The 18,222-nt window shown below is 63.5% G+C and carries 18 protein-coding genes and 1 riboswitch; of the genes, 3 read left to right on the top strand and 15 right to left on the bottom strand.

All coding sequences use genetic code 11. The features are described 5' to 3' along the window. Positions 1-5: 5 nt before the first annotated feature. The 15 genes from DPM35_RS11230 to DPM35_RS11160 form a co-directional block, all read right to left on the bottom strand. Entirely contained in the window at positions 6-1,511 is a 1,506-nt protein-coding gene (locus DPM35_RS11230) for an NADH-quinone oxidoreductase subunit M (protein WP_112127356.1), read from the bottom strand. After that, positions 1,511-3,484, bottom strand: a complete 1,974-nt coding sequence (nuoL, locus tag DPM35_RS11225; RefSeq protein WP_112127355.1) for an NADH-quinone oxidoreductase subunit L — start codon at positions 3,482-3,484, stop codon at positions 1,511-1,513. Before nuoL ends, DPM35_RS11230 begins: the two co-directional genes overlap by 1 nt. An 11-nt stretch (positions 3,485-3,495) precedes the next feature. Further along, positions 3,496-3,804: an NADH-quinone oxidoreductase subunit NuoK gene (gene nuoK / locus DPM35_RS11220; protein ID WP_027168992.1), complete on the bottom strand. Its 309-nt coding sequence runs from the start codon at positions 3,802-3,804 to the stop codon at positions 3,496-3,498. A gap of 1 nt (position 3,805) precedes the next feature. After that, positions 3,806-4,426 (bottom strand): NADH-quinone oxidoreductase subunit J, encoded by a 621-nt coding sequence (locus DPM35_RS11215; protein WP_112127354.1) that lies wholly within the window; start codon positions 4,424-4,426, stop codon positions 3,806-3,808. Between the two features lie 230 nt (positions 4,427-4,656). Continuing rightward, positions 4,657-5,148 carry an NADH-quinone oxidoreductase subunit NuoI gene (gene nuoI / locus DPM35_RS11210; RefSeq protein WP_042643165.1) on the bottom strand — a complete coding sequence of 164 codons (492 nt, stop codon included), beginning with the start codon at positions 5,146-5,148 and terminating at the stop codon, positions 4,657-4,659. Next, positions 5,148-6,191 (bottom strand): NADH-quinone oxidoreductase subunit NuoH, encoded by a 1,044-nt coding sequence (gene nuoH / locus DPM35_RS11205; RefSeq protein ID WP_112127353.1) that lies wholly within the window; start codon positions 6,189-6,191, stop codon positions 5,148-5,150. The genes nuoI and nuoH overlap by 1 nt, the downstream gene beginning before the upstream one ends. Before the next feature lie 2 nt (positions 6,192-6,193). Then, positions 6,194-8,275, bottom strand: a complete 2,082-nt coding sequence (gene nuoG / locus DPM35_RS11200; protein ID WP_112127352.1) for an NADH-quinone oxidoreductase subunit NuoG — start codon at positions 8,273-8,275, stop codon at positions 6,194-6,196. Positions 8,276-8,347: 72 nt separating this feature from the next. Further along, positions 8,348-9,028, bottom strand: coding sequence for an NADH-quinone oxidoreductase subunit E (locus DPM35_RS11195; protein WP_112127351.1), 681 nt, complete (start codon positions 9,026-9,028; stop codon positions 8,348-8,350). 75 nt (positions 9,029-9,103) lie between these two features. Next, the gene (gene nuoF / locus DPM35_RS11190; RefSeq protein ID WP_112127350.1) at positions 9,104-10,408 is read right to left on the bottom strand and encodes an NADH-quinone oxidoreductase subunit NuoF; all 1,305 of its coding nucleotides are present in this window, start codon (positions 10,406-10,408) and stop codon (positions 9,104-9,106) included. A 10-nt stretch (positions 10,409-10,418) separates the two neighbouring features. Then, positions 10,419-11,747, bottom strand: coding sequence for an NADH-quinone oxidoreductase subunit E (locus DPM35_RS11185; protein WP_112127349.1), 1,329 nt, complete (start codon positions 11,745-11,747; stop codon positions 10,419-10,421). After that, entirely contained in the window at positions 11,748-12,938 is a 1,191-nt protein-coding gene (locus DPM35_RS11180) for an NADH-quinone oxidoreductase subunit D (RefSeq protein WP_112127348.1), read from the bottom strand. It abuts the gene before it with no gap. Positions 12,939-12,986: 48 nt separating this feature from the next. Beyond that, positions 12,987-13,370 carry a four helix bundle protein gene (locus DPM35_RS11175; protein ID WP_112127347.1) on the bottom strand — a complete coding sequence of 128 codons (384 nt, stop codon included), beginning with the start codon at positions 13,368-13,370 and terminating at the stop codon, positions 12,987-12,989. Between the two features lie 21 nt (positions 13,371-13,391). Continuing rightward, entirely contained in the window at positions 13,392-13,994 is a 603-nt protein-coding gene (locus DPM35_RS11170) for an NADH-quinone oxidoreductase subunit C (protein ID WP_112127346.1), read from the bottom strand. Between the two features lie 4 nt (positions 13,995-13,998). Further along, on the bottom strand, positions 13,999-14,580 hold the full coding sequence (locus tag DPM35_RS11165; RefSeq protein WP_015317338.1) for a NuoB/complex I 20 kDa subunit family protein: 582 nt from the start codon (positions 14,578-14,580) through the stop codon (positions 13,999-14,001). Beyond that, positions 14,571-14,936 (bottom strand): NADH-quinone oxidoreductase subunit A, encoded by a 366-nt coding sequence (locus DPM35_RS11160; protein WP_112127345.1) that lies wholly within the window; start codon positions 14,934-14,936, stop codon positions 14,571-14,573. Before DPM35_RS11160 ends, DPM35_RS11165 begins: the two co-directional genes overlap by 10 nt. Positions 14,937-15,270: 334 nt before the next feature. On the opposite strand from DPM35_RS11160, the gene DPM35_RS11155 reads away from it, so the two are divergent. The 3 genes from DPM35_RS11155 (at position 15,271) to cobW (ending at position 18,213) form a co-directional block, all read left to right on the top strand. Then, on the top strand, positions 15,271-16,470 hold the full coding sequence (locus DPM35_RS11155) for a winged helix-turn-helix domain-containing protein (RefSeq protein WP_112127344.1): 1,200 nt from the start codon (positions 15,271-15,273) through the stop codon (positions 16,468-16,470). 30 nt (positions 16,471-16,500) lie between these two features. Then, positions 16,501-16,707: riboswitch (cobalamin riboswitch) on the top strand. A gap of 40 nt (positions 16,708-16,747) precedes the next feature. Then, positions 16,748-17,173: a DUF1636 family protein gene (locus DPM35_RS11150; protein WP_112127343.1), complete on the top strand. Its 426-nt coding sequence runs from the start codon at positions 16,748-16,750 to the stop codon at positions 17,171-17,173. Positions 17,174-17,175: 2 nt separating this feature from the next. Then, the gene (gene cobW, locus DPM35_RS11145) at positions 17,176-18,213 is read left to right on the top strand and encodes a cobalamin biosynthesis protein CobW (RefSeq protein ID WP_112127342.1); all 1,038 of its coding nucleotides are present in this window, start codon (positions 17,176-17,178) and stop codon (positions 18,211-18,213) included. The last annotated feature ends 9 nt before the right edge of the window (positions 18,214-18,222 follow it).

The raw sequence follows: 18,222 nt of genomic DNA, 5'->3' as shown, positions 1-18,222 counted from the left end.
CCCAGTCAGTTCGCCGCCGCGGTCTGCGCGGAATTGATGGATGCGGTGACGTTGGTGACGAGCGACTTGACCGATTGGGCCGTCGCGTCGAACACCGGCGCCGGGTAGACGCCGAAGAAGATGACCAGCACCACAAGCGGGTAGATGATCGCCTTCTCGCGCGGCGACAGATCCAGCAGGTTCTTCAGGCTGTCCTTGGTCAGCGCGCCGAAGATCACCCGGCGATAGAGCCAGAGCGCATAGGCTGCCGACAGGATGACGCCGGTCGCGGCGAAGAACGCCACCCAGGTGTTGACCTTGAACACGCCGAGCATGGTCAGGAACTCGCCGATGAAGCCGCTGGTGCCCGGCAGGCCGACATTGGCCATGGTGAAGATCATGAACACGGTCGCGTATTTCGGCATGTTGTTGACCAGGCCGCCATAGGCGTCGATCTCGCGCGTATGCATGCGGTCGTAGATGACGCCGACGCACAGGAACAGCGCGCCGGAGACCAGGCCGTGGCTGAGCATCTGGAAGATCGCGCCCTGCACGCCTTCCTGGTTCATGGCGAAGATGCCCATGGTGACGAAGCCCATATGGGCGACGGACGAATAGGCGATCAGCTTCTTCATGTCCTCCTGCATCAGCGCCACCAGCGAGGTGTAGATGATGGCGACGACGGAGAGCGTGAACACCAGCGGCGCGAACATCGCCGACGCTTCCGGGAACATCGGCAGCGAGAAGCGCAGGAAGCCGTACCCGCCCATCTTCAGCAGGATGGCTGCCAGGATGACCGAGCCTGCCGTCGGCGCCTCGACGTGGGCATCGGGCAGCCAGGTGTGCACCGGCCACATCGGCATCTTCACCGCGAAGGAAGCGAAGAAGGCCAGCCACAGCCAGGTCTGCATGTTGGCCGGGAACTGATGCGTCAGAAGTGTCGGGATATCCGTGGTGCCCGACTGGAAGAACATCGCCATGATGGCGAGCAGCATCAGCACCGAGCCCGCGAGCGTGTAGAGGAAGAACTTGAACGAGGCATAGACGCGCCGCTTGCCGCCCCACACGCCGATGATGATGAACATCGGGATCAGGCCGGCCTCGAAGAAAACGTAGAACAGCACGATGTCGAGCGCGCAGAACACGCCGATCATCAACGTCTCGAGAATCAGGAAGGCGATCATATAGGCCTTGACCCGCTTCTCGATCGCTTCCCAGGAGGCGAGGATGGAAAGCGGCATCAGGAAGGTCGTCAGGATGACGAAAAGCATCGAGATGCCGTCGACGCCCATGTGGTAGGAAATGCCCGAATCCAGCCAAGCGTGCTTCTCGACGAACTGGAAGCCGGCCTGCGAATTGTCGAAACCCTTCCAGATGAACAGTGAGACGACGAAGGTGAACGCCGTCGTGATGAAGGCGATCGCACGGATGTTACGGCGCGCGTTTTCGCTGTCGTCGCTGATGAACAGGATGAGCAGAACACCAACCAGCGGCAGGAAGGTGACCAGCGAGAGGATTGGCCAGTCGGTCATCAGAGCATCATCCAGGTGACGAGAGCGGCCACGCCGATCAGCATGGCGAAGGCATAATGGTAGAGATAGCCGGTCTGCAGCTTGACGACCCGGTTGGTGACGTCGACGACGCGCGCCGAGACACCGTCAGGCCCGAGGCCGTCGATGATCGTGCCGTCACCGGTCTTCCACAGGAACCTGCCGAGGCGCTTGGCCGGCTGCACGAACAGGAAGTCGTAGAGCTCGTCGAAATACCACTTGTTGAGCAGGAAGCCGTAGAGCAGGCGGTGGTTGGCGGCAACGCTGCGAGGCAGTTCCGGCGAGCGGATATAGAACTTCCAGGCGACCAGCAGGCCAATCACCATGGCGACGAACGGCGCCAGTTCCACCCACAGCGGCAGCTCATGGATCTCGTGCAGGATGTGGTTGTCCGGCAGCGTGAACAGCGACGCCTTCCAGAACTCGGCATAGCCCTCGCCGATGAAGGCGCCATGGAAGATGACGCCCGCAAACAGCGCGCCGGCGGCCAGAACATAGAGCGGCACCAGCATCACTGGCGGCGATTCATGGACATGGTGCATGACCTCATGGCTGGCGCGCGGCTCGCCATGGAAGGTCATGAAGATCAGCCGCCAGGAATAGAAGCTGGTGAAGCAGGCGGCGATCACGAGCAGGATGAACGCGAAGCCCGCGACCGCATTGTGGCTGGCGAAGGACGTCTCGATGATGGCGTCCTTCGAGAAGAAGCCGGCGGTGCCGATCACGGTTGCCGGGATGCCGACGCCGGTCAGCGCCAGCGTGCCGATCACCATCATCCAGTAGGTCTTCGGGATGAGTGTCCTCAGCCCGCCCATCTTGCGCATGTCCTGCTCGTCGGACACGGCGTGGATGACAGAGCCGGATCCGAGGAACAGCAGAGCCTTGAAGAAGGCGTGCGTGAATAGATGGAAGATCGCCGCGCCATAGGCGCCGACGCCGAGCGCCACGAACATGTAGCCGAGCTGCGAGCAGGTCGAATAGGCGATGACGCGCTTGATGTCGTTCTGGACGAGGCCGACGGTCGCCGCGAAGAAGGCGGTGAAGGCGCCGATGAAGGTGACGACGGTCAGCGCCGAGTGCGACAGCTCGAACAGCGGCGAGAGCCTCGCCAGCATGAACACGCCGGCGGTCACCATGGTCGCGGCATGGATGAGCGCGGAGACCGGGGTCGGGCCTTCCATGGCGTCGGGCAGCCAGGTGTGCAGCGGCACCTGCGCCGATTTGCCCATCGCGCCCATGAAGAGCAGCAGGCAGACCACCGTCAGCGCCGTCTGCTTATCGAGCGCATGGCCGAGGAAGGTGAGCACGGCGGCACCCGCCGGCGCGCCTTCGGCCGGCAGGAACGAGGCGGCATTGGCAAACACGGTGCTCAGATTGACCGATCCGAACAGCACGAACACGCCGAAGATGCCGAGCGCGAAGCCGAAGTCGCCGACGCGGTTGACGACGAAGGCCTTGATGGCGGCGGCGTTGGCCGACGGCTTCTTGTACCAGAAGCCGATCAGCAGATAGGAGGCGAGACCGACGCCTTCCCAGCCGAAGAACATCTGGATGAGGTTGTCGGCGGTCACCAGCATCAGCATGGCGAAGGTGAAAAGCGACAGATAGGCGAAGAAGCGCGGCCGGTTCGGATCGTGGTGCATGTAGCCGATCGAATAGATATGAACCAGCGCCGACACCGTGTTGACGACGACCAGCATCACCACCGTCAGCGTGTCGATCCTGAGCGCCCAGGAGGCGTCGATGCCGCCTGACTGGATCCAGCGCAGCACCGGCACGGTGAACACCTCGCCATGGCCGAAGCCGACGGTGAAGAAGGCGATCCACGACAGGATAGCCGCTATCACCAGGAAGCCGGAGGTGATGTATTCGGAAGCCTTGGCGCCGAGTGAATTGCCGAACAGGCCGACGATCAGGAAGCCAAGCAGCGGAAGGAAGACGATAGCCTGATACATGGTGGTTCCCGTCAACCCTTCATCGCGCTCACGTCTTCGACCGCGATGGAGCCGCGGTTGCGGAAGAAGACGACAAGAATGGCAAGACCGATCGCGGCTTCAGCGGCTGCGACCGTCAGCACGAACAAGGCGAAGACCTGTCCGACGAGATCATGCAACGCCGCCGAGAAAGCGACGAAATTGATGTTGACCGCAAGCAGGATGAGCTCGATCGACATCAGGATGACGATGATGTTGCGGCGGTTCAGGAAGATGCCGAACACGCCGAGCGTGAACAGGATCGCCGATACGGTCAGGTAATGTGCAATGCCGACGACCATCTCAGATGCCCTCGCCCGATTTGACCTTGCGGATTTCCATGCCCGTCGCCGGCGTGCGGGCGACCTGCGCGGCGATCGACTGCCGCTTGACGCCTGGCTTGTGGCGCAGCGTCAGCACGATGGCGCCGATCATGGCGACCAGCAGCACCAGGCCGGAAATCTGGAAATAATAGAGGTAGTCCGTATAGAGGATGTCGCCGAGCGCAGCCGTATTGGACCGCGTAGCGAGATCCGGCGTTGCCTTGGCGACCGTCGAGGCAAGCTGCGGCGCGAATGTGTAGCCCCCGAGCACGACAATCAGCTCCGCCGCCAGGATCAACCCAACCATCGCGCCGATCGGCGCATATTGCAGAGCGCCCTGCTTCATCTCGGCGAAGTCGACGTCCAGCATCATGACGACGAACAGGAACAGCACCATCACCGCGCCGACATAGACCACGAGCAGGATCATCGCCAGGAACTCGGCCCCGGTCAGCATGAACAGGCCGGCGGCATTGAAGAAGGTGAGGATCAGGAACAGCACGGAATGCACGGGGTTGCGCGACGAAATGACCATGAAGGCCGACGCCACGGCGATAAAGGCGAAGAGGTAGAAAAAGGCCGCCTCTAATCCAGTCAGCATGGGTTCCCCCGGGTTCAAAATTCCGACTCCGACCCGCCTCCGGTTCGAAACCGCGTGTTCCTTAGACGGACGACGTTGCGCCGTCCACTTTCTTGTTCCTTCTCCCCGTTTACGCGGAGAAGGTGGCCCGAAGGGCCGGATGAGGGGTAACGCCAAGTTTCCAGAAGCTGGCGCCGCCCCTCATCTGCCTGCCGGCATCTTCTCCCCGTAAACGGGGAGAAGCACGCTAATCACCTATACGGCGAGTCGAGCGCGATGTTGCGCGCCAGCTCCCGCTCCCAACGATCGCCGTTCGCGAGCAGCTTTTCCTTGTTGTAGTAGAGCTCCTCGCGCGTCTCGGTGGCGAATTCGAAATTCGGCCCTTCGACGATGGCATCGACCGGGCAGGCTTCCTGGCAGAAGCCGCAATAGATGCACTTCACCATGTCGATGTCGTAGCGCACGGTGCGGCGCGTGCCGTCATTGCGGCGCGGGCCGGCCTCGATCGTGATCGCCTGCGCCGGGCAGATCGCTTCGCAGAGCTTGCAGGCGATGCAGCGTTCCTCGCCGTTGGGATAGCGGCGCAGCGCATGCTCGCCACGGAAGCGCGGGCTGGTAGGCCCCTTCTCGTGCGGATAGTTGATGGTTTCCTTCGGCGCGAAGAATTGGCGCATCGACAGGAAAAAGGCGCTGACGAAATCCTTCAGCAGCAGCGACTTTGCGGCCTGAGCCAGAGCGGACATCACGCAAACCCCGTGATCTTGAGGAAGGCCGCGGTGGCCACGACCATGAACAGCGACAGCGGCAGGAACACTTTCCAGCCCAGCCGCATCAGCTGGTCGTAGCGGTAACGCGGCACGAAAGCCTTCACCATGGAGATGCCGAAAAACACAAAGCAGACCTTCAGCACGAACCAGATGACACCGGGCACCCAGGTGAAGGGTGCGAAATCGAATGGAGGCAGCCAGCCGCCGAGGAACAGGATGGTCGCCAGAGCGCACATCAGCACGATCGCCACATACTCGCCGAGGAAGAACAGCAGGAAAGGCGTCGACGAGTATTCGACCATGTGTCCCGCGACCAGCTCCGATTCGGCCTCCACCAGATCGAAAGGCGGACGGTTCGTCTCGGCCAGCGCCGAAATGAAGAAGACCACGAACATCGGGAACAGCGCCAGCCAGTTCCAGTCGAGGAAAGAGTTGGGCAGACCGAGCCGCGTGCCAAGCCCATCATGCTGCGAGAGCACGATGTCGGAGAGGTTGAGCGAGCCGGCGGTGAGCAGCACGGTCACGATGACGAAGCCGATCGAGACTTCGTAGGAGACCATCTGCGCGGCCGACCGCAGCGCGCCGAGGAACGGATATTTGGAATTGGACGCCCAGCCGCCCATGATCACGCCGTAGACCTCGAGCGAGGAGATGGCGAAGACGTAAAGGATGCCGACATTGATGTTGGCGACCGCCCAGCCTTCGTTGACCGGAATGACGGCCCAGGCCGAAATCGCCAGCACGGCCGACACCAGCGGCGCCAGAAGGAACACGCCCTTGTTGGCGCCGGACGGGATCACCGGTTCCTTGAACACGAATTTCAGAAGGTCGGCGAAGGCCTGAAGCGTGCCCCATGGCCCAACGACGTTCGGGCCGCGGCGCAGTTGCACCGCCGCCCAGATCTTACGGTCGGCGTAGAGAATATAGGCCACGAAGACCAGAAGCACGACGATCAGCACGACCGACTTCAGAAGGATCAGCAGCGCCGGCAGCACGTAGAAGGAGAAGAAGGTGTCCATGCTTATTCCGCCGCCTGCTTGAAGCCGCTCTTGGCCAGTGCCGAGCATTCAGCCATCACGGCCGACGCCCGCGCGATCGGGTTGGTCAGATAGAAGTCCTTCACCGACGAGGTGAAGGTGCCCTTGTTCAAACGGCCGCCGAGCTTCGCCACCTTGGCGATATCGTCGCCGCTGCCGGCCTGCACCTGATCGATGCGGGCGAGATGCGGGAATTCGCCATAAAGCTTGGCGCGCAGCTGCGCCAGCGAATCGAAGGGCAGCTTCTTGCCGAGCACATCCGACAGCGCCCGCAGGATCGCCCAGTCCTCACGCGCCTCGCCTGGAGCGAAGCCGGCGCGATTGGTCTGCTGCACACGGCCTTCCGTGTTCACATAGGTGCCGGACTTTTCGGTATAGGCGGCGGCCGGCAGGATAACGTTGGCGCGATGCGCGCCGGCATCGCCATGCGTGCCGATATAGACGACGAAGGCGCCGCCGGTCCTGGCCATGTCGATCTCGTCGGCGCCGAGCAGGAAGAGCACGTCGGTGTCGCCCAGCATGCCGGCGACGTTCTTGCCCCCCTCGCCCGGCACGAAGCCGACATCGAGGCCGCCGACACGCGCAGCGGCGTTATGCAGCACCGCAAAGCCGTTCCATTCGGCGGTAACCGCGTTGACGGCGGTGGCGAGCTTTGCCGCCTGGCCGAGCACCGCCGCTCCGTCCGCGCGCGCCAGCGCGCCCTGGCCGACGATGATCAGCGGATGCGTGGCCTTGCTCAGCACCTCGAAGAACTTGCCGTTGCCGTCGGCGAGATCCTTCAGCGATTCCGGGCCGGCGCCGATTAGCTCGTAGTCGTAACGCGTGTCGCCGATCTCGCCGATCACGCCGACCGGCAGATTGCCGACGCGCCAGCGCTTGCGGATGCGGGCGTTGAGCACCGAGGCCTCGAAGCGCGGATTGGCGCCGATGATCAGCACCGCATCGGCCTGCTCGATGCCTTCGATGGTCGGATTGAAGATGTAGCTGGCGCGGCCGAGCGACGGATCGAGCGCGGCGCCATCCTGGCGGCAGTCGATGTTCTTCGAGCCGAGCGCGTTCATCAGAAGCTTAAGCGCATAGATCTCCTCGACAGCCGCGAGGTCGCCGGCGATCGCGCCGATCCGCTCGGGCGCAGTCTTCGACACCTCGTCCCTGATCGCCGCGAAAGCTTCCGCCCAGCTTGCCGGAGCGAGCCTGCCGTTCTTGCGCACATAGGGGCGGTCGAGGCGCTGCGTGCGCAGGCCGTCCCAGATGAAGCGGGTCTTGTCGGAGATCCACTCCTCGTTCACCGCCTCGTTGACGCGCGGCAGGATGCGCATCACTTCACGACCTCTGGAGTCGACGCGGATCGCCGAGCCGACGGCGTCCATGACGTCGATCGATTCCGTCTTGGTCAGCTCCCACGGCCGCGCCTGGAAGGCGAATGGCTTGGAGGTCAGCGCGCCGACCGGGCACAGATCGATGACATTGCCCTGCAGCTCCGACGTCATCGCCTGTTCGAGATAGGTGGTGATCTCGGCATCCTCGCCGCGGCCGATCAGGCCGAGCTCGGAAATGCCGGCGACTTCGGTGGTGAAGCGGACGCAACGCGTGCAGTGGATGCAGCGGTTCATCACCGTCTTGACCAGCGGGCCGATATACTTGTCTTCGACTGCGCGCTTGTTCTCGTGATAGCGCGAGGAATCGACGCCGAAGGCCATCGCCTGGTCCTGCAGGTCGCATTCGCCACCCTGGTCGCAGATCGGGCAATCGAGCGGATGGTTGATCAGCAGGAACTCCATCACGCCTTCACGGGCCTTCTTGACCATCGGCGTGTTGGTGAAGATTTCCGGCGGCTCGCCATTCGGGCCGGGGCGCAGGTCGCGCACGCCCATGGCGCAGGACGCCTGCGGCTTGGGCGGGCCGCCCTTCACCTCGATCAGGCACATGCGGCAATTGCCGGCGATCGACAGCCGCTCATGGAAGCAGAAGCGCGGCACTTCCGCGCCGGCGTCCTCGGCCGCCTGCAGCAGCGTGTAATGGTCGGGTACCGTGATCTCTTTCCCGTCGACCTTTAGCTTTGCCATTCGCCTCAAACCTCTGCGGATGTCCGCAATCTATCTTCCGGGCGCGGTTTGCACCGCGCCCAGCTTTTCAAATCACTTCGCGGCGAGCGCCGCCGCCTGCCCAGTCCAGTCGTCGCGGCCTATGCGGCCGGCAAGCGACAGATAATCTTCCAACCAGGCGATCTCTTGCGACGTCCAGGCCGCGATCTGCTCGTAGGTCCAGATGCCGAGGCCGTTGAGCACCTTCTCAAGTTTCGGCCCGATACCCGAAATCGCCTTCAGGTCCGACGGCTTCGCCGGCTTGTCGACGGCCTTCGGTTGCCTGAAATCCTCGGGCATCAACCCGGTCGCTGCCGGTTGGGCGACAATATCGGCCCCGGTCGCGTCGAGCGCCTTTTCGGTCGCGTTCGCCGCGATGTCGGTCACGTCCCGGGCAAAGGTCTGCGCCTCGGCGATCAGCGTCTCGGTCGCCTTGCGCGCCTTGGACGCGTTGGCGGCCGCTTCGCTCTGCGCCTCAAGATCGTCGAGGAAGGGCTGGAACATGCGCTGCGAAGCTTCCAGCGCGCCGGTGAAGGCGCCCATCCACATGCCGACGGCATGGTTGGCAAACCCGATGCCGAGCGCCGACATCGCCGCCGCGCCCGCGACCGGATGCGCCAGAAGGTTGACGGCGCTGGCCATCTCCTTCGGCATCATCTTGGTCAGGTCCTGGTTCATCTTCTCGAGCTGGTCCAAATCAGGCATGAACGGATAGGGTATCGAATACGGCGCCATAGGAATCTCCTGGTCGTTTCTTCGTATGCCCCGCCCCTGTTTTCCGTCTCGGGCTTGCGCCCGTATTTCGAAGTCTTATTCCGCCGCCACCATCACCGGCTCGACCCGGTGCGCGTTGCGCGAAAACTCGTCGATGCGGCGTTCCACCTCGCCGCGGAAATGCCGCATCAGGCCCTGGATCGGCCAGGCCGCCGCGTCGCCCAGCGCGCAGATCGTGTGCCCCTCGACCTGCTTGGTGACGTCGAGCAGCATGTCGATCTCGCGCTTCTGCGCTTCGCCGCGCACCAGCCGCTCCATCACCCGCCACATCCAGCCGGTGCCTTCGCGGCACGGCGTGCACTGGCCGCAGCTTTCATGCTTGTAGAAGTAGGAGAGCCTTGCGATCGCCTTCACGACATCCGTCGACTTGTCCATCACGATGACGGCCGCCGTGCCGAGGCCGGATTTGAGGTCGCGCAGCGCGTCGAAATCCATCGGCGCGTCCATGATCTGCTCGGCCGGCACCAGCGGCACGGAAGCGCCGCCCGGAATGACCGCGAGCAGATTGTCCCAGCCGCCGCGGATACCGCCGCAATGCGTCTCGATCAGTTCCCGGAACGGGATCGACATCGCCTCTTCGAAGGTGCACGGATTGTTGACGTGGCCGGAGACGCAGAACAGCTTGGTGCCGGCATTGTTCGGCCGGCCGAAGGACGAGAACCAGGCCGCGCCCCGGCGCAGGATGGTCGGCGCCACGGCGATCGATTCGACATTGTTGACCGTGGTCGGGCAGCCATAGAGGCCGACATTGGCCGGGAACGGCGGCTTCAGCCGCGGCTGGCCCTTCTTGCCTTCAAGGCTTTCGAGCAGCGCCGTCTCCTCACCGCAGATATAGGCGCCGGCGCCATGATGCATATAGACGTCGAAGTCGTAGCCCGAGGTGTTGCCCTTGCCGATCAGCTTGGCCGCGTAAGCCTCGTCGATGGCGCGCTGCAGCGCCTCGCGCTCGCGGATGAACTCGCCGCGCACATAGATGTAGGCCGCGACCGCGCCCATGGCGAAGCCTGCGACCAGCGCACCCTCGACCAGCGTGTGCGGGTCGTTGCGCAGGATGTCGCGGTCCTTGCAGGTGCCGGGCTCCGATTCGTCGGCATTGATGACGAGATAGCTCGGACGGCCGTCGCTCTGCTTGGGCATGAACGACCATTTCAGTCCGGTCGGGAAGCCGGCGCCGCCGCGGCCGCGCAGGCCGGACGCCTTCATCTCGTTGACGATCCAGTCGCGCCCCTTGGCGATGAGGCCGGGGGTATCGTCCCAGATGCCGCGCGACTGCGCGCCGGCCAGCGACTTGTCGAACAGGCCGTAGATGTTGGTGAAGATGCGGTCTTTGTCCTGAAGCATTTGTCGTCCCTCAGACCGGCTTCTTGCCGAAGACGCGGATGTATTCGGCGACACCGCCCTTGGCGAGCGCCTTGGCCTGCTTCACCCAGTCGTCGCGCTCGATGCGGCCCCGGAAATTGAGATAGCCGTCGGCCCATTCGCGCTCGGCCTTCTTCCAGGAGGCGACCTGCGCGAAGGTGTAGATGCCCAGCGAATGCAGGGTCGCTTCGATCTTCGGCCCGACGCCGGAGATCAGCTTGAGATCGTCGACCGTCGCCGGACGCTCAATGCCGGCCGGCCGGTTCTTGTCGTCCAGCGATGGTTTTGGCGTCTTGGCGACCGGCTGCTTGGTTTCCGGCGCCTTGAAAGCGCTGGCCGGTTCGGCCTTGTTCTTGGGCCCGCTGCGCGGCTTGGAAACCGCCTCGACTTCCGGGGAAGCCTGATTGGCATTGGCGGCCGAATGGCGCGGCGCCCTGACGCTGGCCGCCTTCTCGGTGGCCGGAGCGACCTTGACCGGCGACGGCGTCGCCAAGGCCGGGCTGGTCTCCGGCGCATCGGTCTTCGGCTTCCCGGACTTGGACGGTGCAACCGGTCCAGAAGCGGCCGGAGCAGCAGGTGCCGGGGCTGCGGCAGGCGCCGCCTGCGAGACGACGGCGGCAGGAGCAGCAGCCGGCGCCGCGGCAGCGGCATCCTTGGCAGCCTTCGCGGCAGCTTTTGCTTCCTTGTCGCGCGTCGACTTCAGGATCGCCTTTTCGCTGGTCAGCGTCGTCAGCCCGGTTGCCGGCTCGGAGCCGTGGCGCCCGTTCTGCGGTCCCGGCTTGACCTCGGCGCCCTTGCCCGCGTCGTAGAGATCGATGATCTTGGCCAGCCGCTCGGGTGTCAGGTCCTCAAAAGTGTCCTTGAAAATCATGACCATCGGCGCGTTGACGCAGGCGCCGAGGCATTCGACCTCCTCCCACGACAGCGTGCCTTTGTCGTTGGTGTGGAACTGGTCGTGATGGATCTTCGAGCGGCACACATCCATCAGCGCTTCCGAGCCGCGCAACATGCAGGGCGTGGTGCCGCAGACCTGAATATGCGCGCGGGTGCCGACCGGATTGAGCTGGTACTGCGTGTAGAAGGTCGCGACCTCCAGGCCGCGGATACGCGGCATGCCGAGCATGTCCGAAATCGTCTCGATCGCCGCCTTCGTGACCCAGCCTTCCTGCTCCTGCGCGATCATCAGCAACGGGATGATGGCCGACTGCTCGCGCCCCTTCGGGTATTTGGCAATCCACTGCTGGGCGGCCGCCGCGTTCGCCTCGTTGAAGGCGAAGGAGGCTGGTTGGACGCTAGCATCTGCAAGACGACGAACTGACATTTAGCGATCGACCTCACCAAACACGATGTCGAGGGAGCCAAGCACGGCGGTGACGTCGGCCAGCATGTGGCCGCGGCACAGGAAGTCCATGGCTTGCAGATGCGCGAAACCAGGCGCTCGCAGCTTGCAGCGGTAGGGCTTGTTGGTGCCGTCGGAGACGAGATAGACGCCGAACTCGCCCTTGGGCGCCTCGACGGCCGCATAGACCTCGCCGGCCGGCACGCGATAGCCCTCGGTGTAGAGCTTGAAGTGATGGATGAGCGCTTCCATCGAGCGCTTCATCGCCGCGCGCTTCGGCGGCACCACCTTGCCGTCGAGGTTCGACACCGGTCCAGTGCTTTCCTTGCCGAGCAGCAGATCGACGCACTGGCGCATGATCTTCGCCGACTGGCGCATCTCTTCCATGCGCACCAGGTAACGGTCGTAGCAGTCGCCGTTCTTGCCGATCGGGATGTCGAAATCCATCTCGGAATAGCATTCGTAGGGCTGCGCCTTGCGCAGGTCCCAGGCGGCGCCCGAGCCGCGCACCATCACGCCCGAAAAACCCCAGGCCCAGGCATCTGCCAGCGACACGGTGCCGATATCGACATTGCGCTGCTTGAAGATGCGGTTGGGCGTGAGCAGCGCGTCGAGATCGTCGATCGACTTCAGGAACGGGTCGATCCACTTGCCGATGTCCTCGACAAGCTTCTGCGGGAGGTCCTGGTGCACGCCGCCCGGCCGGAAATAGGCCGCATGCATGCGCGAGCCGCTCGCGCGCTCGTAGAACACCATCAGCTTTTCGCGTTCGACGAAGCCCCACAGCGGCGGCGTCAGCGCGCCGACATCCATCGCCTGCGTCGTCACATTCAAGATGTGCGACATGATGCGGCCCATCTCGGAATAGAGCACGCGGATCAGCTGGCCGCGCTTCGGCACCTCGATGCCGAGCAACCGCTCGGCCGCAAGCGCGAAGGCATGCTCCTGGTTCATCGGCGCGCAATAGTCGAGCCGGTCGAGATAAGGCACGGCCTGCAGGTAGGTCTTTGCCTCGATCAGCTTCTCGGTGCCGCGGTGAAGCAGGCCGATATGCGGATCGACGCGGTCGACCACCTCGCCGTCCAGCTCCAGCACCAGGCGCAAAACGCCATGCGCCGCAGGATGCTGCGGTCCGAAGTTGATGTTGAAGTTACGGACGGAGGTTTCAGCCATGGGTCGCCCTTGGCGAATAGTGAATGGTGAATGGTGAATGGTGAATGGTCATTCGCGTTCTGCCTCGAGCGATCGAACGAATGAAACCAGTCTTTTGCCCAGCCTGGTATAACTTGGCTCCAGACTTGCAGCCTGCTCCCTGGTCAGCAGCCCAACGCGCCCGCAGAGCATTGGATGTGTTTCCAACTCCTTCAAAGAGCCTTGCGCGATACGAAGGAATTGAATGAACGGTCGCCGCTGAGCTCGGCCGAACCCTTCCGCAATATTCGCCGGTATAGAAGCCGAGCATCGCCGCATCTGAGCTGCCATTCCATACATTTCCTCGCGCGGAAACCCGCGCGTGACGACGTAAATAGCCTCGGCGATATCCATCGCCTCCTGCCAGACGATGAGATCGCGATAGTCGCGTATCTTTTCCGGCGTCTCGTCCATTTACCATTCACTATTCACCATTCACTGCTTCGCCTTCTCATCCCCCGGCAGGACGTAATCCGTCCCTTCCCAAGGAGAAAGAAAATCGAAATTGCGGAATTCCTGCTTGAGCTCGACCGGCTCGTAGATGACCCGCTTGGCTTCGTCGTCATAGCGAACCTCGACGAAGCCGGTCAGCGGGAAATCCTTGCGGAGCGGGTGCCCGTCGAAACCGTAATCGGTGAGGATGCGGCGCAGATCCGGATGGCCGCTGAACAGGACGCCGTAGAGATCGTAGGTCTCACGTTCGTACCAGTCGGCGCCGGGATAGACGGCGGTAAGCGACGGCACCAGCGTCTCCTCGTCGGCCTGGACCTTGAGGCGGATGCGCACATTCTGCTTAGGCGACAGAAGGTGATAGACGACGTCGAAGCGCCTGGCGCGCGACGGGTAGTCGGCGCCACAAATGTCGATGATCGAGATGAACTGGCAGCGCGGGTCGTCGCGTAGGAAGGTGGCCACCTCGATCAGATTGCCCGGCTCAACGGGAACCGTCAACTCGCCATACGCAAGCACGGCTTCGCCGATGCGGCCGGAGAGCTTCTCGCCGAGATAGGTGGAGAGTTCGTTCAACGCCAAGGTCATCGGCTCACCGTTCGATCGTGCCGGTGCGGCGGATCTTCTTCTGCAGAAGGAGAATGCCGTAGAGCAGCGCTTCGGCGCTCGGCGGGCAGCCGGGCACATAGATGTCGACCGGCACGACGCGGTCGCAGCCGCGCACCACCGAGTAGGAATAGTGGTAGTAGCCGCCGCCATTGGCGCAGGAGCCCATCGAGATGACGTAGCGCGGCTCCGGCATCTGGTCGTAGACCTTGCGCAGCGCCGGCGCCATCTTGTTGGTCAGCGTGCCGGCGACGATCATGATGTCGGACTGGCGCGGCGACGCGCGCGGCGCGACGCCGAAACGCTCGGAGTCATAACGCGGCATCGAGGTGTGGATCATCTCGACCGCGCAACAAGCAAGGCCGAAGGTCATGAACATCAGCGAGCCGCTGCGCGCCCAGGTGATCAGCGCTTCGGTCGAGGTGACAAGGAAGCCCTTGTCGGCCAGTTCATTGTTGATTTCGAGGAAGAAGGGATCGTCCTCCCCCACCGGCCTGCCGGTGTTGGGGTCGATGATGCCCTTGGGCTTCGGCGCGACGAGGGTGCCTGAACTGTCGTTCAATCCCATTCCAGCGCTCCTTTTTTCCATTCATAGGCAAAGCCGATGGTCAGCACCGCCAAAAACACCATCATCGACCAGAAGCCGAGCATGCCGAGCTTGGAGAAGGACACCGCCCACGGGAACAGGAAGGCGACCTCGAGATCGAAGATGATGAACAGGATCGACACCAAATAGAAGCGGATGTCGAACTTCATGCGGGCGTCATCGAACGAGTTGAACCCGCATTCATAGGCGGAAAGCTTTTCCGGATCGGGATTGCGATACGCCACCAGGAAGGGGGCTATGATGAGCGCCAAACCCACGACCATCGCAACGGCGATGAACAGGACGATGGGCAGATATGAACTCAGGAGTGCGCTCATGCGGCGGCTTTCCTTCGGCGGGGCAGTTCACTTTGATTACAGCAACGAACTCTAATGCGGAAGCGTGACAGTTTAACCGCTGAATCGTTTTAAGAGGCCCATGCTGCAACGCGGCGAGGGTTAGCGCAGCGGTTTCGGTGACGCAAGTCAAACCTTGTTCAAATCGCGACCCTGGACGCCTTATCGGAAGAAACTGGTCCGATCCGCTCCTGTTTGATTTCCTTCACTTTTTACTCCACTTTTCTCTCCTGACATATCTCCCGCCATTTGCCTGCTAGCATGGCCGGAATCACCGGCTAAAAATCCAACGGACGATCGGGGCAAGGACAGCTTGATGAAGGAGAAAATCTCGCTCGCCATGGCGAGGCGCATCGCGCTTGGATCACAGGGGTTCAACGACCCTCGTCCCGGAGGGGTTCCGGATCGCCGGCACCTTGCGCGTGTGCTTTCGCGGACCGGCCTGTTGCAGATCGATTCCGTGAGCGCCGTGGTGCGCGCCCATTATATGCCGCTCTATTCGCGCCTCGGCCCCTACCCGCTGTCGCTGCTCGACAACGCGGCGGTCACCCGCAAGCGCGCCGTCTTTGAATATTGGGCGCATGAGGCGTCGTTCCTGCCCGTCGAGACCTACCCCCTGCTGCGCTGGCGCATGCAGCGCGCCGAGCAGGGCGACGAGATGTATCTCGGCCTGGCCAAATGGGGCCGCGAGCGCAAGGAAATGATCGACGAGATCTATAGAGAGGTCGCCGATCGCGGGCCGATCGCCGCCTCCGATATCGAAGGCCACAAGGGCAATGGCGGCTGGTGGGGCTGGAGCGAGGCCAAGCATGCCTTCGAATGGCTGTTCTGGGCCGGTCGCATCACCACCGCCTACCGGCGCGGCTTCGAACGCTACTACGACCTGCCCGAGCGCGTTTTGCCGCAGGCCGTGCTCGACCTGCCCGTGCCCTCGGTCGAGGACGCGCATCGCGAATTGCTGCGCATTTCGGCCCGCGCCCACGGCATCGCCACCTATGGCGACCTTCGCGACTATTTCCGGCTGGCCCCCGGCGACACGAAGGACCGCATCGAGGAACTGGTCGAAGCGGGCGAATTGCTGCCGGTGAAGGTCGAAGGCTGGGACAAGCCCGCCTATCTCCACAAGGACGCGCGGATCCCGCGCCGGATTGAGGCGCGCGCCCTGCTCGCCCCGTTCGATCCCGTGGTTTTCGAACGCACGCGCACAGAAAAGCTCTTCAATTTCCGCTATCGGATCGAGATCTACACGCCAGCCGAAAAGCGCCAGTACGGCTACTATGTGCTGCCCTTCCTGCTCGGCGACCGCATCGTCGCTCGTGTCGATCTGCGCGCCGACCGGCCGGCCGGCATCTTGCGCGTTTACGCGGCCTATGGCGAGGCCGGTGCTCCCGCTGAAACCGCCGCCCAGCTTTTCGACGAGTTGAAGCAGATGCAGGGCTGGCTTGACCTGGAGGCGATCGAAGTGACGCCGGCCGGCGACCTCGGACCGGCGCTGGCCGACATCGCGGTGTCGTAGCCGCGCGTTGACAGGCGCCTAGCCGTAAGCCTAAATCCTGACCCAGACGGTCTTCTCCCGGCAAAGGGAGGAGCCAAGAGGGAATGCGGTGCGGAGTTGAAAAATTCCAAATCCGCGGCTGTCCCCGCAACTGTAAGCGACGAGCCCCGGCCGAAAACCACTGGGATGTTCCCGGGAAGGCGGCATTCAAGGCGACGACCCGCGAGCCAGGAGACCTGCCGTCTGAGACTTTAAGTATCCGAATGTCCGGCGGGTTTTCCGGGCAAGGAGCCTGGTTTTGGATCGCAACGGCAGTTTCCCGGCAAATATCGCGGACATTTCGTCCGAGCCCCACGCGCTGGCCGGCGTGACCGTGATCGTCTGCTCGTCCTGCCGCGATGAGACCGGGTCCGACGCACATCCGCGCGCCGGCGCCCTGCTTGCCGAAGACACGCGCCGCGCCGTATCGGGCGAGAACATCCGCATCCGTACCGTCGAATGCCTCGGCAACTGCAAGCGCCGCCTGAGCGCGGCGTTGCTTCGCGACGGCTGCTGGAGCTATGTCTTCGGCGATCTGGACACGACCAGCGGCGCCGATCTCGTCGCCGGCGCAAAGCTCTTCGCCACCTCGACCGACGGGCTCATCCCCTGGCGCGGCCGGCCCGATTCCCTCAAGCGCGGCCTGGTTGCCCGCATCCCTCCCCTCGACATGCTGAAGGACTGACCATGAACGCTTCCGTTTCCCGCGTGCCCTGCACCGTCGTCACCGGCTTCCTCGGCGCCGGCAAGACGACGCTGATCCGCAACCTGCTCGAAAATGCCAAGGGCAAGCGGCTGGCGATCATCGTCAACGAGTTCGGCGATGTCGGCATCGACGGTGAGATCCTGAAAGGCTGCGGCGTCGACACCTGTCCGGAAGAAAACATCGTCGAGCTCGCCAATGGCTGCATCTGCTGCACCGTCGCCGACGATTTCGTGCCGGCGCTCGACCAGATCCTGTCGCGCACGCCGAGGGTCGACCACATCCTGATCGAGACCTCCGGCCTCGCTCTGCCGAAGCCGCTTGTCCAGGCCTTTCAGTGGCCGACGGTGAAGAGCCGCGTCACCGTCGACGGCGTCGTCGCCGTGGTCGACGGCCCGGCGCTGGCCGACGGCCGCGTGGCCTCCGACATGGATGCGCTGCAGGCGCAGCGCGCCGCGGACGTGACGCTCGACCATGACGATCCGGTCGAGGAAGTGTTCGAGGACCAGATCGCCTGCGCCGACCTGATCATCCTTTCGAAGAGCGATCTGATGGACGCGGCCGGTTCGGAGCGCGCCAACGCCGTTATCGGCGAGCATGTGGCGCGCGCCGTGAAAGTCGTGCCGACCGCGCAGGGCAAGGTCGATCCGTCGGTGCTGCTCGGCCTCGGCCTCGCCGTCGAGGACGATATCGAGAACCGCAAGACCCATCACGACGACGAGCTCGACCATGAGCACGACGATTTCGATTCCTTCGTCATCGACATCCCGTCGATCGCCAATCCGGACGAGCTGGCAAAGCGCGTCGCGCTTGCCGCCGAGCAGGAAAACGTGTTGCGCGTCAAAGGGTTCGTGGAGGTCGGCGGCAAGCCGATGCGGCTCCTGCTCCAGGCTGTCGGCCCGCGCGTCAACCACTATTACGACCGCGCCTGGACCGCCGAGGACGATCGCCGCTCGCGGCTCGTCGTCATCGGCCTCAAGGGGCTGAACCGCCCGGCGATCGAGCGTATCCTCGCCGGCTGAGGCAAAATC

Source organism: Mesorhizobium atlanticum, from assembly GCF_003289965.1.
Lineage (GTDB): Bacteria > Pseudomonadota > Alphaproteobacteria > Rhizobiales > Rhizobiaceae > Mesorhizobium > Mesorhizobium atlanticum.
This window is presented reverse-complemented; position numbering and strand designations above follow the sequence as displayed.